A 14,884-nucleotide genomic window follows, 5' to 3' on the forward strand; every position below is an offset into this window, starting at 1 on the left:
ACAACGACGCCAGGAGTTTGACAGCCTGCTTCGGGCGAGAGCACGCTCCCAGAGCGAGCGCCATAGCGACGGGTTCCCTCCACCCGCGGTCGCAGGGCGTTCCCGCCGTTCGCCGAGGAGCCGTCATGGCAAAACTGAACGTGCCGAATTCGCAGTTACGGGCGCTGCTGGCCGAGGCCGGGTGGACGGGTGAGCAACTCGCCCAAGCCGTCAACCGGGCCGGCCGATCATCCGGGCTGGCGCTGTCTTACCAGCGGGCGTCGGTATCCCAGTGGTTGGCGGGCACCACGCCCCGTCCGCCCGTCTCCGACCTGGTCGCGGAGGTTCTGACGCTCCGCCTGGGCCGCAGGATTACGCCGCTCGACGCAGGATTTGCGAAGAAACCGGCCCCGGCGTCGACCGCTGAGCAGGAGAACAGCGTCCACTGGAGGAGTGTCCTGCTGACGAGTCTCGACAAGCCGTCCACCGCGGCCGGGGCCACGCGCATTTATCGGGCAGCGAGCCTGCCCGGCACCGAGGAGATCCCGATGGCCTGGCCGGACGGTGCGGCTGTTGAGGGTTTGGCCCCGTCCGCCGCCGAACTGCGCTGGGCCGGCTCGATGGTCACTTTGTTCTCTGTTGCGGACCGCACCTTCGGGGGCGGACACGCCAGGCCCGCGCTCCAGGGGTTCCTGGCCCACACCGTCGCGCCTTGGCTGTCGGCCCCGGCCTCGCCCGGTGTCCGCCGTGAACTGCTCACGACCGCTGCCCGGTTGACCTACCTGTGCGGTTTCATGAACTTCGACGACGAGCGCCAGGGCACCGCTCAGTCCCTCTACCGGCTGAGCCTCAGCCTGTGCGAGGGCGCCGACGACCAAACAGGCGCAGCGCTGGCCCTGCGTGCGCTGAGCGTCCAGTCCCGCGCCCTCGGATACTTCGCCAACGCTCGTGTCTTGGCCGAGGCGGCAGTAGCGCGAGGCGCCCGGCAGGCCCCGCGCCACGTCCGGGCCAGCCTCATCGGACAGCTGGGCGTGGCCGAGGCGGCGTCCGGCAACAAGAAGGAGGCGTTGCGCCTGCTGGGCCGGGCCGAAAGCAACCTCGGCCGGACATCGGACGCGCCCCATGACGTCGGAGCGTTCGACACCGCCGCCTTCGCCCATCAGGAAGCTGTGGTGATGCATTACCTGGGGCAGAAGAAGGACGCGCTCCTCGCGCTGGAACGGTCCGTACGCCTACGCCGACCTGGCGAGGCCCGCTCGCAGGCCATCCTGCTCGCGCGCCTGGCCGAGCGCCAACTCGCCCAGGGCCACGTGGAAGCGGCATGCCAGACCTGGCACGGCTTCCTGGATCTCATCCCCGGCCTCACCTCCCGGCGCATAGACCGGGCCCGCAACGAGTTGGCCGCACGCTTGCGCCCCTACCGTACGCTTCCGGCAGTCGCGGCCCTACTGCGCCGGAACAGCGCGCTGATCCCGGACCGGGACGGCGCGACGTCCGGCATGCGCTGAGGAAGGCACCGGTCGAGAACGGCTCGACAAGGGTCGGGTCGGTGAACAACCGGTGCGGCACTGGACTGCGCCGGCTCTCAAGCCGCGCATGCCGGGCCCGCCGCCCGGCCAGCCCTCTGCCGACCCGGCCGCAGGACAGCGCCGGAGGCAGAAATCGGTCGAATTGCCCGCGTCAGCGCCCGCGCCGCCGGGCTACGCGGGCGCCCGGCGTCCACCACGGCCGTTCTGACCGCCGCCCGCGCAAGCCAGGGCAAACGTCCCCCTCCGAACTAGCCCAGGTCACGGCGGAGTACGGCCCCGTGCGCTGCTGACCGCAGCCCGTCAAAGGTGGCTGGGAATCTCCGGAAAGATATTCGAAAGCGGGCCTTTTCCTTTATGCGCAGACCTGTCTGTGCTCTGCTGATTTGAGCCAGTCCTATGACTCGGACATAGGACAGATCGGGTAAGGCAGGGCTGGGCATGAACAGGACACGTAAGACCGAGCGCTTCAATGTCACAGCAGACCGCTCCACTGCGGACTTCCGTATCGCCACGACTTTCCTCCATCCCACCAGGGGCGAGGTGCGGTGTCCGGCGTCCGGCGTGGTGACGGAGTGGCTTGGACGCGCGGGAGCCGAGGTGCGGGAAGAGCCGTTCGGAGCCCTCGACTCTCACGGTCCGACGCGGCGGAACACGGAAGCCGTCTTCGGGACTACGTACCTCGAACCCGACGGTACGGCAGTGGGCATCGCCGTCGCGTCTGCCGGGCACTGGCAGGAGGCCGAGGACGCGGTGCACCGGTGGACGCGGGCGATGAGGACCCGGCGCGTGCTTCTGGTTTCCGCCGACGAGCGGTGCGCCGGGCTGTTCCGCGGGCCGGCCGCTTCTGCCGGATCCGCTCAGGACGCCCGCCCGCTCCGCAGCCTGCCGAGCGGGCGGGCGTCCCGGCAATGCCCGCACCGCCTCGCAAGCCAGATGCTGACGGCCGAATTCCTCGCCCGGGGCGAGACGGTGGTGGTGCTCGGGCGGTCCGGAGTGCCCCAGGTGCCCGGTGCCACAGGGGAACGTGGGACCGCCGTCACCGTCATCGCCACCGTGGAGCACGCCCGTCACTTCCAGCCGACGGACCCCGACCGGCTGTCATTCGTCCTCTCTCCGTGCACCCCGGTCGAGCCGGCCGCAGAGATCCTCGGCGTCTTGCGGACCCGCTTCCCCAGGCTGCGCGGGCAGCATCCCGACCAGTGGTGCTACGCGGAATCGGACTTCCGTGCCGCGTCCGCCTCGGTCACGGACGCGAGCGACCTGCTCATCACCGTCGGGCACGGCCCCTTCCCCGCTGCCGGGGCCATCGTGCCTCCCAAGCGGCACCGGCACATCGACGGACTCGGCGACCTGCACCCCGACGATCTGGCGCAGGCACCGACCCTGGGGCTCGTCGAACGTGGCCCCGACTCCGCCCACCTCACCCGGCAGATCCTCACCGCCCTTTCCGGGCTGGGTCCGCTCAGCGTCGTCCAACGGCAGTACCGGACACGGAAGTACGACATCCAGCACGTCCTCCGGTCGGCCAGGACCTCCCCGACTGAAACTACCGGCCTCCGGCCGGCAGACGGACGCATGGACGAGATCGCAGCGCACCTGTAGTACCGCGCCGTATGCGGAGACTGAGCACCTGGACGGGAGGGGCCTTGCGGAAGTTGACATATAGGCAAATCACTCGGGACTGGCCACGGCATATGCTGGAGGCACAGAAGGCGGAGCCCCTCCATCCAGACCTCCCCCGGCCTTCGCAGTGGGCGCGCCGGCCCAGGCCCGGCGTCGTTCCGCGGAGGGATTGGACAGGCCGCCCCTCCCGACGGTGGCGCTACCGGCAGATACCGACGCCCGATGCCAGGGCGGCGCGGTGGTACCGAGCCGAGAGACGGGGCGACCGAACGGATACCGCCTCGCGGAGTGCCCCCCTGGGGGTACAGGTGGGCATCGTCCCTACCCGCCGGGTTCAGGCGCGGATTTCGTAGACGGCACTCCGCGGTGTTTCGGCGGCACGGCGCCAGTGGGCGAAGCCGGCTTCTCGGGCCAGCGAACGCAGCGCGTGTTCGCCTGCGTGGTTGCCCAGGGCCTGGGGGCCGTGCTGGGCGACCGCTGCGGGCAAGCACAACCCTACGGACAGCGCCATGAAGAGTTTGCTGACGGGGTGCGTGTTCATCGTCGGATCCGCCTCTCCGTTGGGTTCGACGAGCATGACCGTGCCTGCCGGCTTGAGGATGCGGCGTGCACCTTTCAGGGCCGCGAGAGGGTCACCCATATCGTGGAGGCAGTTGAAGAAGGTCACCAGGTCGTAAGCCGGGCGGTCGGCGTCAAGGTCGGCGGCGGCGACGGTGTGGAAGTGAACGCGGTCGTCGAGGTCGCGCTCTTCGGCGATGATCGCAGCCCGGTCGATGGACTCGGCGTGGTAGTCGTATCCGTCGAACGCAGATCGAGGAAAGGCCGCTGCCATCAGCATGGTGGAGTAGCCGACCCCGCAGCCGATGTCGGCGACCTGGGCGCCGCTGTCGAGGCGCTCGCGCACTCCCTGGAGGGCGGGCAGCCACCGAGTGACGATGTTCGCGTTATAGGCCGGCCGGAAGAACCGCGCCACGGCTCGGAACATCTGTGGCGGGTACTCACTCCAGTCCACGCCCTCGCCGGTGCGGAAGCACTGGGCGAGCCGGTCTTCGACCCGGTAGAGGGTTTGCAGTGCGGTGAAGATGCCGACGCCGGCTGTTGGGGCGTCGGGGTGAGCGAGGACCTGGGCATGGGCGTCGGGGAGCTCGTAGTTGCGCTGACCGTCCGCTTCGGTGCCGGGTGATACCACGTATCCGGCGCCGTACTGGGTGTGCAGCCACTCGCGTACGTAGATCTCCTGAGTACCGGTCCGTTCGGCGAGTTGGGCCGGTGTCAGCGGTCCCGCGCCGGCCATCGCCCGGTACAGACCCAGGCGGTCGCCGAGTGAGACAGCCAGTCCTCCCACCGCGGTCGCCGCGTCGGTGAACACCCGGTCGGAAAAGGCCGTCACCAGCTCAGACGGGGCCGAAGCCGCCGCGGGCTCGGGAGAGGCGACCGCACGCGCCTCCGCCTTCTCCCGCGTGGGTGGACCGCCCGCCTGATGCCCGGTGTGTTCGGCGAGTTCAGCGACCGCCTCGAGGAACACGTCGATCTCGTCCTCGGTGTTGTAGGCGTAGAAGGAAGCGCGAGTGGTGGCGGGCAGTCCGAAGCGCACACACGCCGGACGGGCACACAGGTGACCGACGCGGATGCCGATCCCGCGCTCGTCCAGGTGTTCTCCGATCTCGTCGGGAAAGCGTCCCTTGAGCGCAAAAGAAATCGCTGGCCCGCGATCACGGCTGTCAGCGGGGCCGACGATCCGGGCGCCCGGGATGTTCGCCAGCCCTTCGAGCGCGCGGGCGGTCAGTCGGGCGCAGTGCTCGGCGATCCGATCGCGGCCCAGCGTGTCGAGGTAGGCGCAGGCGGCGGCGAGTCCGATGGCTTGGGCGATCATGGGAGTGCCGGCCTCGAATCGCTGCGGCGGGTCGGCGTAGGTGGAGTGCCCCATGGCGACGGTGTCATTCATCTCCCCGCCCGTCAGGAACGGTGGAAGCGCCCGCAGGAGTTCCCCTCTCCCCCACAACACCCCGATCCCGGTGGGGCCGCACATCTTGTGCCCGGAGAACGCCAGGAAGTCCACCCCGAGTTCGGTGACGTCGACGGGGAAGTGCGGCACCGACTGACACGCGTCCAGGACCGTCAGCGCCCCCACCTCCTTGGCGCGTTTCACCAGCACCGACAAGGGGTTCACCGTGCCGTACACGTTCGACTGGTGAGTGAAGGCCACAACCTTGGTGCGCTCGTTGACCACCTCGTCGAGGTTGTCCAGATCCAGTCGCCCTTCTTGAGTGATCGTCAGCCACGCCAGCTCCGCACCGGTCTGGCGGCACAACTGCTGCCAGGGCATCAGGTTCGAGTGGTGTTCCATCTCGGTGATGACCACGCGGTCCCCCGGCCCCAGCGCCATGGACCGCAACTCACGCTCCGCACGGGAGGCGTTCGCCAACGCGTATGCGACGAGATTGAGCCCCTCGGAGGCATTCTTCACCAAGACCATGTCCTGCGGCCGGGCACCGATGAAGCCGGCGATCCTGGCCCGCCCCCGCTCCAGCAGATCCGTCGCCTCACGCGCCACCTGGTGGGAACTTCGGTGCACATTGGCGTTGTGAAGACGGTAGAAGTCGGCCTCGGCCGCCAGGACCATCTCCGGCTTCTGTGCGGTGGCCGCGCTGTCCAGATACACCAGCGGAACACCGCCTCCGACCCGGCGCGAAAGGATGGGAAAGTCCGCCCGGATCTCGTCAAGGTCAAACACCCGCTGGCTCGCGCCCGGCACAGAGTCCCGCAGGGCCGAGTGCGCACCGCACGGACAGTCAGAATCAGCATTCATATGCACCCTCCAGTTCATTCGATGAGTTCGAGGACGGCTGCAACACGCCCATTAACCAACTCTCCGCAGGGGACGTGTAGAGAAGCCGGTGACGGAGGTGTTAAATGCGCCGGGACGTTTACAATTGCTGACGCCACGCGGGACGCGCCTGGTGCGGCGGCGGAGAACTTCAGTTGCCGCGACGTGCTGCTACGGCATCGCGGTGATCCCCATCAACCCGCTGCGGGCCGAGGGCGATCTCGTCAAAGTTGGCGGCGCCATGGCAGGCCGGCCTTGAAGGCCGCCGTCATGCTGCGCGGGGCGGAATCCGCGAGCGGGCCGAGGGTGCCGGAGTTCGCCACTAGCTGATGCTCGTCGATCGGCTGGTGGCCACGCTGATCCATCTGCGCCACAACCTGTCGCACGCGGTGCTGGGACTGCTGGCAGTCGAGCTTAGGGCTGTCCTCACCCTCCCTGGCCTTGTCCTCGCGGTACTGCCGCAGCAGATGGAGTGCGATCGCGATGTCGATTCGCCCTTCCGTCGCTGTATTGGAGGGTGCTTACTAACCCACGGGGGACCAGGCCCACGGCCGTAACCCCTGGAGCCCGCGTAGGCACGCGACGCGGTGCCGCGCCTCGCGTTCCGCGACTGGATCCTGACCGGTGATCTGCAGGGCGAAGGTGACGAGGCGCAGTTCTCGGACGCTCCGCATGACGTCGTATCCGTCCCAGGAGCGGAAGTCGGCGCCGTACGCGCTACAGAACTCGACCCCCCCATTGCCGGTCACCACGCAGTTGCCTCGCCGGGCATCACCGTGAATCACGCGGTCCGGGCGACCTGCGGGCGGCCTCGGCCATTCCTCCCGGAGTTCGGTCACCTTTTCGAGGAGGAATTTCCGGTCACTCCCAGTGACGATCGCTGACGCTTCCAGGCGCTCGCGGATACGTACGAACGGGTCGAGAGGAACAAGGCCCAGGTGCCGGGGATCAGCGGGCACGGGGAGGTCGTGGAGCTGCCGCAGGAGGACCGCGAGACCACGGGCGGTGCTGTGCTGGTGCTCGGGCAGTTCATGCCAGAAGGTCACCGGTCGGCCAGCGGCAACGAGGGGCTGCTCGATGGACAGGGGCACGACCGCGCGGACGTCGTGGCCGGCAAGCCAACTTGCCACGGCGACTTCACGCGCTGCTGCCGCGTCCTGCCCCGGCCGGGCGATGCGCACGACGATGCCACCAGGGATCCGCCAGAGATCGTTTTCGGCGAACCGGATCGGCTCGGCGTCGTCAGCTGCCAAGTGGGCGGTACTGGCTGCTTCCTGAAGGATGTGCCGTGATGCTTCGACTCGCGCCGGGCCATAGCGCGACGACATCGGCGATTCTCCGCCTCAGCTCGGCCGCCTCTGGCCTGCGCCCGAAGGGGCGGCCAGCATCGGACAGCGCCGCCACGTCAGTCAGAGCGCGTTTGGACCTCAACCCGCTGACTTCGCTGAGCGCTTTCTGGGCCGTTACTACAGCTTCGCTGGGGTCACCGATACCCATGGTCAAGGTCGCGAGCTTAGTAAGCGATAGAGCCCGGGATCGGAGGTAACCGTCACCGTGGCCGCTCGTCGCCCTCGTAAGGCGCTCGGCTGTGACGCGCCCACGCCGAGGACGCCTGCTTCGTCCCCACCGACGAGCCCGGTTGGTGCAGGCTCATTCCCCGAGGCGCTGTGCTGGCTCGGACCGGCGTTGGCAGCGCACGCACCGGCAGCACTGGCCGAGGTCTTCGGGCCCGAAGCCGAGCGCGGCTACGCCTCCTTTGTCCCGACAGCTGACGGCGGGCACGTGCTCAAACGCAAGTGGTTCGCCCAGGACGCGCTTGCGCGGCGCGAGCAGCTCCACCCGGGCTTACCGGTTCGACCCGACGGCTTGGCGGAGTATCTGCGCTCCCGTGGGGGACCCAGGTCAGGGCGACGCCTCCCTTCCGCAGGGTCCGCCACGACGTCCACTGCGCGAAATCCATGTCCACTGGCCGCGTCTACAGCCCCCGTTCCGGCGGTGGCCGGGGCTCAGGAGGCGGGTCGCAGAGCCGATCGCGTGATCGTTTTCCGGCTGCGGCACGGATGGGTTTGAGATTGTACTGATTTTCATATGTCCATGACGACATGCACCGTATATGAACATGTGTTTGGAAAGGTCGTGCCCAGAAACATGACGCGTATCCCTGTCTCCCGCGGCATCGCCGCTCTCGCGGTGGCCATCACCGCTGCCGCCCTCCCCGCCTCCCGGGCAGTTCTGCATGACGCTCCCACCGTCGCTGTCGTCCGCGCGGCCGACGATCCGACGCCTTCCCCCACCGACTCGACCTGCCCGGACGGCGCGGAGAAGCCCTGCCCCGCGTCCACGAAGGACCGTGAGGAAGTGGACGGGCAGCGCGACAAGGTGGAGAAGGACGAGGCGCAGGCCAAGGAGGACATCGGCGCCGCCAAGGGCGAGGCCACCAAGTGCCCGCCCACCTCGAAGGACTGCATGACCAACCTCGCCGGGGACGGCCACGAGCAGAAGGAGGGCATGGCCAAGACCCAGCAGGAACTGGAAGGCGTCCACCCCGCTCCTTCAAACAACGCACAGACCGCGGTCAGCGGCGAGTGCTCCGCGTTCGGAGCCGATCTGCCCCCCGCGCTGTCGTCCTCCGGTGACCCCGCCGACCTCACCCGCGTCTGCGAGTTGATGAACCCATGACCGCCGCGACGAACCGCCGAGTCCTTGCCGCCGCCGCAGCCCTGGCGGTCGCGCTGTCCGCCCCGGCCGCCGCAGCGGCCGACGGCCCCGACCCCGCCGTCCCCGTCGCGCAGGCCTTCGACGGCGACAAGCCGCTGGACTCCCCGCAGAAGATCAGCGACTACTGTGCCGCACACGCCGGTGCCTGCCGCTTCGAGATCAACCGCGACGCCTCCAGGGAGTACGTCACCGCTGTCAGATCGCTGGGCAATGCGGTCCTCAACTGCACCAAGGAGCCGATCAAGGTCAGCCGTCAGGTCTCCCTCCAGGTCTCCAGCTCCGACAACCTCGGCGGCGAGATCACCGGGCAGATCACCATCGAGGGAAGCCTGAACGCCTCCGGCTCGGTGACCGCCGGCGTCGGAGGCGAGGCCGGCGGGACCTTCAAAACCCCGGACCAGTCCAAGGGGCCCAGCGCCGAGGCCACCGCGAAGGGAACCGCCAACGGCAGCGGCACCCTGACCGGCACGGCGGGCCTGCGGGCCGCCTTCGAGGGCGCCTTCAAGCTGTCGTACTCCAAGAACTGGAGCACCCAGCAGACGGAGTCCACCACATACGAGGTCACCGTCGCCCCGGGCGACGCGCTCATGTTCGGCGCGAGCGCTGCGATGCAGCGCGTGGCCGGCAGCATCCTCACCGGAAGCGGCCTCGGGGCGCACAACGTCTTCGTGGACGGTCCTTCCACCGTCAACCGCAGCACCTTCGTCGCGGACACCTACACCGTGCCCGGCAACACCTGCCAGCGGCTGCGGCCCGGCGGCAGGGACGCCATCGACGAGACCACCACGCCCCCGCCCACCCGCAGCGTTCCGGCCCGCCGTGCCGGTGCGCGCGCCGGGTCCGACGCCGGCCTGACCGTCGAAAGGCTGCCCGCGGGCGCCTGGCTCAAGCACCGCGTTCACCTCGCGGGCGTCGCCTCGTGAGCGCCCGCACGAAGCCGCCGCACGGTCCGGCCCCGGAGAGGACCCTCGTGACCACAGCCCGCCCCGTGCTTCGCCGTGCCGCTGTCGGGGCCATGTGTCTCGGCCTGGTGGCCGTCGCCTTTCCGGAGGCGTCCTCGGCGGACACGCCCGAGCCGGTCGCCGTGATCAACGGCGACCTGGCGCTTCCGGCGATCAGCGGAAACGGCAACACCCTCACGCCCACGGGATGGTCGGTGGGTTCGACGTCCGCGAACAACGGTGCCGGAACCGCCAGCGGAGTGTTTCGCTACGCGGGCACCGTCACGGGCCACCCCGGGGGGAAGGCCGCGGCGATGCTGCCCCAGAACGGCTCGTCCTACGAGTTCAAGCAGCGTCTGCGCGGTGTGCGGCCGGGCGCACGGGTCACGGTCACCTTCGACGACAGCCCCGGCATCGCGATGCAGTGTGCCCCCCGCACGGTGGAACAGGGGCAGACCTACACCGTCCAAGGTGAGGGCGGCGCCGTTCAGAAAGAGCTGACCGAGCCCGACCCGGACAAGGAATGGAATGTCTTCGGCGCAGGTGTCTGGCGCACCGGGCGCACTTACACCTTCACCGCCAACGCCTACGAGCCGCTGCTCACCTTCGCCTCCACGGTCCCGGTCAAACCCAACGGCGGCGCGGCCGGCACCGGCACCAACGGCGGACAGTGCGGACCGATGATCACCAACATCACGGCGGTCCAGGTTCCGCCCCCACTGGACAAGACCATCCGCAACAACGAACTGCCGCCCTCGCTGGCGTTCAGGGGCAACGACAAGCGGACCGTCACCGAGGCCGTCACCGAGTGCAACACCGCCGGCAGCCGCTGTACGTTCACGGCCGAGTCCGACTACTCCTTCGCGTACTACGAGCCCGCCAGGCAGGCCGAGGAGGGATACATCAACTGCACCCGCGCGACCATCACCCGAGAACGGCCGCTGCGGATCTCCTCACGCACCATCAGCGACCTGCCCGCCGCCGCCGGACTGCCCCCGGCCCCCGGGTCGGCTGCACGCTCGAACATGAACGGCCAGTTCACCACCGGCACCGGCACCACCCCCGCATGGGCCCCGGCGGCCGACCGGACGGTCCGTGAGGTCATCAGCCCCGGCGAGGTCTCCTGGATCGAAACCCAGAGCGGACGCCAGCGCACCGAAGGCTGGTACACCTCCAATCCCACACCCGCCGACCCGAACCTCGACTGGCGCCTCTACACGGTCGTCGACCACCCCTCCACCCAGCTCGCCGACCGCGTCTACCAGCGCACCGGTCCCCTCACCTCCGGTGAGCAGGCACGCTGCCGCTCCAACCGTCCCTCTGCCGAAACCCCCGTCGACGCGGGCGCGCCGGCAGCCGGAGCCGACCGTGGCTGACGTGACCACCACCTCCCCGAGTTCCCAGGGAAAGGGAAACCGCCCCATGCCGACCCGCCGTGAAGCAGGCCGACGCCACTGGAGACCCGCGGCCGTACTGATCGCCCTGGCCGCCGTCAGCCCCCTGCCGGCCCTCACCCAGCCGGCCTCCGCCGCCCCGGGGACCGCCCCCGCCGTCGTGACGCCGGCTCCCGCCCAGCGCGCCGCAACCGACTGGGCGACACTCGCCTGGGGCGACAACACCTACGGCCAGACCGCCATCCCCGGCGCCGCGCTGCGGGGGGCGAGCGCCATCGCCGCCGGCGCCTTCCACTCGCTGGCCGTCAAGGACGGCGCCGTCACCGCCTGGGGCAGCAACCTCTACCACCAGACAGACGTCCCGGCCGCGCTCCACTCCGACGTCACCGCCGTCTCCGGCGGCTACCTCCATTCCCTCGCCGTCAAAAACGGCCAGGTCATCGCCTGGGGCAGCGACCGCTACGGCTCCACAGCCGTCCCCGCCGCCGCGCAGACCGGCGTCGACGCCGTCGCGGCAGGCCAGTTCTTCTCGCTCGCCCTGAAACACGGCCAAGTCCTGGCCTGGGGCGACAACCGCTACGGCCAGACCCAGACCCCCGAGGGAACCCACACCGGAATCACCGCGATCGCCGCCGGCGCCTACCACGCCCTCGCCCTCACCGACGACGGCAAAGTCATCGCGTGGGGCGACAACCGCAAGAAGCAGACGGACGTCGTCACCCCGGTCAAGAACGGCACGGCCACGGCCATCGCCGCCGGCAAGGACTTCTCCGTCGCAGTCGTAGGCGGTCGCGTCTACGCCTGGGGCACCGCGATGACCAACCAGTGGGTGCCGACTACCGCCCAGACCCGGGTCGTCGCGGTGGCAGCCGGATACGACCGCATCGTCGCCCTGCGCGACAACGGCCAGGCCATTGAATGGAAAGCCAACACCACGGCCCTCACCGCACTCCCCACCGACGCCGCCACCAAAGTCCAGGCCATCGCAGCGGGCGGCTACCACTCCCTCGTCCTGCGCGGCGACCCGCCCGCCCAGCCATGACCACCTGAAACGCCGATCGCGCAACAGGCCCCCGACGTAGACCGGCTGCCGCTCGCCAAAGGCCACGCGGCAGCCGGTTCACATGCCTCACTCCGCCACGCAACCCCGCTCAGGACCTCCCAACTACCGCTACCGGGCTGGGCAGAACACCGCGCGGCTCGAATCATCAAGTACGCCGCGTCCACCGGCCAGTACCCGGTCGCGGTCCTGTCCGACTGCGTCGTCTACGCCGCCGACGGCCCCTCACCGCTGGACGTCCTGGCCTACAAGGACGGCAAGCCGTTGCCCGGCGGCTTCTAGCTCGGCGTCCACCCCGGCTTGGTCAAGCAAGAAGGCACCCAGCCCACCTGCGGTGGTGGCGTTGGCGTAGACGTATTCCAGTACGCGGCAGCCCTTGGTCGCGGGCGCGGTGGAGCAGGTGGCCTGCGTGACGGCGGACGTGGGTGCGATGGCGTACTTGAGGCGGGCCAGGAACGTATTGCCGACCGGGATCTTCTCCGAGACGACCTGGGAGGTGGAGTTGGTGGTCGGCAGGAACATCGAGGTGACCCGCCACGTCGTGGCCGAGGGGTCGACCTTCGCGAACGTGGGGGTCGTGCCTTCGCCGTCTTTGAGGGTGAAGGTGCCGGTGAGCGGGGAGCCGGTCAGCGTCAGGTCCTCCGCGCCCGGTTCGGGCTTCCACCCGCCGCCGGAGGCCGCGGTGAACCCGGTCGGATCACCGTCCGCATCCGGACGTGGCCTGGCCCATAAGGCGTACTCCTCCCGTGCGATCCGCGAGCACCTGCGCGAGCGTGGCATTCGGGCGGTTATCCCCGTTCCGGCCGATCAACGAGACCACCACCTGCGACGCGGAAGGCCACCAGCCCTTGACCGCGAGGCATACAAACAGCGCGACACCGTTGGAGGCTGCATCAACCGCTTGAAGCAGTGACGGGGCATGGCCGCCCGTGACGACAGGACAGGGACCATCTACCTGGCTGGACTGCACATCGCGGGGATCTTCCTCTGGTCTGCCAGCCGATCCAAACGAAACGGCCTAGCGGTAAAGCTAGCCGGGCTGCTGAAGAGAACCCGGCTCTACAGCCTGAAGCACTTCTCCACCACATGGCTCCTTGATTCTGGCCTGAGCCCCAAGGCCGTGCAGGCGCTCTTCCGGCACAGGGAGTTCAACGAGACGATGCATACCTACGCGCACCCGCCGGTTGCGGAGCCGGGCCTCACTGTTCGGACGTGCGGTCACCTGGTCGCTGCGGTCGGCAGGACGAAGACCGAGCCACCGGCTGAAGCAGATTTCGGGTCCTCAGCATCCATGCGCCCCCCAGCGATCCCCACGCCGGATCGCGACACCACCCGGCCCCAACTCCTCCGCCGACCGCCTCGGCGACGTCGGGATCGCGTTGGCGGGCGGGGACGCTGCCGCACGGTCAGGCGAGGGTGATCCGGATGCCGACGGTGCCGTCCAGGCCGCGGCGCAGGCGGCTGCCCAGGAGGGTGAGTCTTCCGGTCAACCCGTACTTGCGGGCCAGGAGACGGCGGTAGTGCTGGGTCTGCTCGCCGGTGAGGATCTCCGCCCGTCCTGGGACGGGCTCGCCCGAGGGGTTGCCGCGAATGTCGCAGGCGGACACCAGGACGTCGGCGCGGTTGCGGATCCTCTTGACCTTGCCGGAGTCGGCGACCGTCCAGATACCGAGGGCATCACCGTCCCGGATCACCCACACCGGGGTCGGAACCTCTGTGCCGTCCCGACGGAAGGTAGTGACCCGGACGTACTTGCCCGATGCCAGCCGCTCAAGGTCCGTTTGACCATCTGTCATGGCGGAAGGGTACGTCACGGCTTGATGGAACCTCCCCCTGCGTGCCCGGCATGCGCTAGAGCAGAAGGCCAGGTCGTGGGTGCGAGACCGGAGTGGGGTGATCGTCGGCCGTGCGGTGGTGACGTGCTGCCTCCGTCCAACGGCGGACGGATCTGTCGGTGTCTTCGTAGCGAATCCGAGCTGCGGTGATGCCCTGCAAACCGGAGCCGCCGGAGCCGGTGGCGATCTACCGGCCTGGTACGCGGCCCGGAAGGGCGGTTGCCGGCAAGATCACTCCATTGCGGGCAGGCACTCGGTGAGCAGGTCGATGACGTCGCGCCAGGCGCGTTGTGCGTGCTGTGGGTGGTGGCCGACGCCGGGGACCATGGGGTGGTCGACCGGCGGGTGGTGGAAGGCGTGGAGGGCGCCGCCGTAGACCACGAGGCGCCAGTCGACGCCGGCGGCCTGCATCTCGGCGGTGAACGCGTTGCGTTGCGCGGGGGGCATGATCGGGTCTTCCGACCCGACTCCGGCCCACACCGGGCAGCGGATGCGCGCTGCCTCGCCCGGCCGGCCGGTGGTCGTCGCGTTGACGGTGCCGATCGCGCGCAGGTGGGCGCCGTCGCGCCCCAGTTCCAGCCCGATGGCGCCGCCGGTGCCGTAACCGATGGCGGCGATCCGGTCGGGGTCGGTGCGCGGTTCGGCGCGCAGCACGTCCAGCGCCGCGTGGCCGATCCCCCGCATCCGGTCCGGGTCGGCGAGCAGCGGCAGGCAACGGGCCAGCATCTCCTCGGGGTCCCCCAGATAGCGCCCGCCGTGCAGGTCGAAGGCCAGCGCTACATATCCCAGCTCGGCGAGAGCATCCGCCCGGCGGCGCTCGACGTCACTGAGCCCCATGCCCTCAGGCCCGAGCAGCACCGCGGGCCGGCGGTCGGTACCGGCCGGAAGCGCGAGGTGCCCGACCATCGTCAAACCGTCAGCCGGATACTCGACCGTACGCGTGGTAACCGTCGTCATACGACTGGACCGTAATGGCCG

11 protein-coding genes and 2 pseudogenes are annotated in these 14,884 nt (G+C 69.5%); 8 read left to right on the forward strand and 5 right to left on the reverse strand.

The genetic code is table 11. The features are described from left to right. The first annotated feature begins 125 nt into the window (after nucleotides 1-125). Together ABZX65_RS27550 and ABZX65_RS27555 are read left to right on the forward strand one after the other, a co-directional pair. Entirely contained in the window at nucleotides 126-1,487 is a 1,362-nt protein-coding gene (locus tag ABZX65_RS27550) for a hypothetical protein (RefSeq protein WP_355345486.1), read from the forward strand. A gap of 792 nt (nucleotides 1,488-2,279) precedes the next feature. Continuing rightward, nucleotides 2,280-3,110: a hypothetical protein gene (locus tag ABZX65_RS27555; protein ID WP_355345771.1), complete on the forward strand. Its 831-nt coding sequence runs from the start codon at nucleotides 2,280-2,282 to the stop codon at nucleotides 3,108-3,110. A gap of 355 nt (nucleotides 3,111-3,465) precedes the next feature. Here ABZX65_RS27555 and ABZX65_RS27560 read toward each other — a convergent pair whose 3' ends face one another. Beyond that, nucleotides 3,466-5,940 (reverse strand): SufS family cysteine desulfurase, encoded by a 2,475-nt coding sequence (locus ABZX65_RS27560; RefSeq protein WP_355345488.1) that lies wholly within the window; start codon nucleotides 5,938-5,940, stop codon nucleotides 3,466-3,468. A gap of 245 nt (nucleotides 5,941-6,185) precedes the next feature. Between ABZX65_RS27560 and ABZX65_RS27565 the strand changes: the two are divergent. After that, nucleotides 6,186-6,365: pseudogene (locus ABZX65_RS27565) on the forward strand (IS5/IS1182 family transposase); the annotation flags it as partial. Between the two features lie 117 nt (nucleotides 6,366-6,482). Here ABZX65_RS27565 and ABZX65_RS27570 read toward each other — a convergent pair. Then, complete coding sequence (locus ABZX65_RS27570) at nucleotides 6,483-7,286, reverse strand: phosphotransferase (protein WP_355345490.1); 804 nt, start codon at nucleotides 7,284-7,286, stop codon at nucleotides 6,483-6,485. Nucleotides 7,287-8,106: 820 nt separating this feature from the next. Between ABZX65_RS27570 and ABZX65_RS27575 the strand changes: the two genes are divergently transcribed. The 4 genes from ABZX65_RS27575 (at nucleotide 8,107) to ABZX65_RS27590 (ending at nucleotide 12,053) form a co-directional block, all read left to right on the forward strand. After that, nucleotides 8,107-8,637 carry a hypothetical protein gene (locus ABZX65_RS27575; protein WP_355345493.1) on the forward strand — a complete coding sequence of 177 codons (531 nt, stop codon included), beginning with the start codon at nucleotides 8,107-8,109 and terminating at the stop codon, nucleotides 8,635-8,637. Further along, nucleotides 8,634-9,599 carry a hypothetical protein gene (locus ABZX65_RS27580; protein ID WP_355345496.1) on the forward strand — a complete coding sequence of 322 codons (966 nt, stop codon included), beginning with the start codon at nucleotides 8,634-8,636 and terminating at the stop codon, nucleotides 9,597-9,599. The genes ABZX65_RS27575 and ABZX65_RS27580 overlap by 4 nt, the downstream gene beginning before the upstream one ends. 92 nt (nucleotides 9,600-9,691) lie before the next feature. Next, entirely contained in the window at nucleotides 9,692-10,993 is a 1,302-nt protein-coding gene (locus ABZX65_RS27585) for a hypothetical protein (protein ID WP_355345499.1), read from the forward strand. A 46-nt stretch (nucleotides 10,994-11,039) separates the two neighbouring features. Further along, nucleotides 11,040-12,053, forward strand: a complete 1,014-nt coding sequence (locus ABZX65_RS27590) for a hypothetical protein (protein ID WP_355345502.1) — start codon at nucleotides 11,040-11,042, stop codon at nucleotides 12,051-12,053. Nucleotides 12,054-12,296: 243 nt separating this feature from the next. On the opposite strand, the gene ABZX65_RS27595 is transcribed toward ABZX65_RS27590, so the two are convergent. Beyond that, entirely contained in the window at nucleotides 12,297-12,851 is a 555-nt protein-coding gene (locus tag ABZX65_RS27595; protein WP_355345786.1) for a hypothetical protein, read from the reverse strand. Here ABZX65_RS27595 and ABZX65_RS27600 point away from each other — a divergent pair. After that, nucleotides 12,793-13,062: pseudogene (locus ABZX65_RS27600) on the forward strand (transposase); the annotation flags it as partial. The gene ABZX65_RS27595 and the pseudogene ABZX65_RS27600 overlap by 59 nt on opposite strands. Nucleotides 13,063-13,477: 415 nt before the next feature. On the opposite strand, the gene ABZX65_RS27605 reads toward ABZX65_RS27600, so the two are convergent. After that, nucleotides 13,478-13,867 carry a PPOX class F420-dependent oxidoreductase gene (locus ABZX65_RS27605; RefSeq protein ID WP_355345505.1) on the reverse strand — a complete coding sequence of 130 codons (390 nt, stop codon included), beginning with the start codon at nucleotides 13,865-13,867 and terminating at the stop codon, nucleotides 13,478-13,480. 270 nt (nucleotides 13,868-14,137) lie between these two features. Beyond that, nucleotides 14,138-14,863: a dienelactone hydrolase family protein gene (locus ABZX65_RS27610; RefSeq protein WP_355345508.1), complete on the reverse strand. Its 726-nt coding sequence runs from the start codon at nucleotides 14,861-14,863 to the stop codon at nucleotides 14,138-14,140. Between the last annotated feature and the right edge of the window lie 21 nt (nucleotides 14,864-14,884).

The organism is Streptomyces sp. NPDC003300, assembly GCF_040610915.1.
Lineage (GTDB): Bacteria > Actinomycetota > Actinomycetes > Streptomycetales > Streptomycetaceae > Actinacidiphila.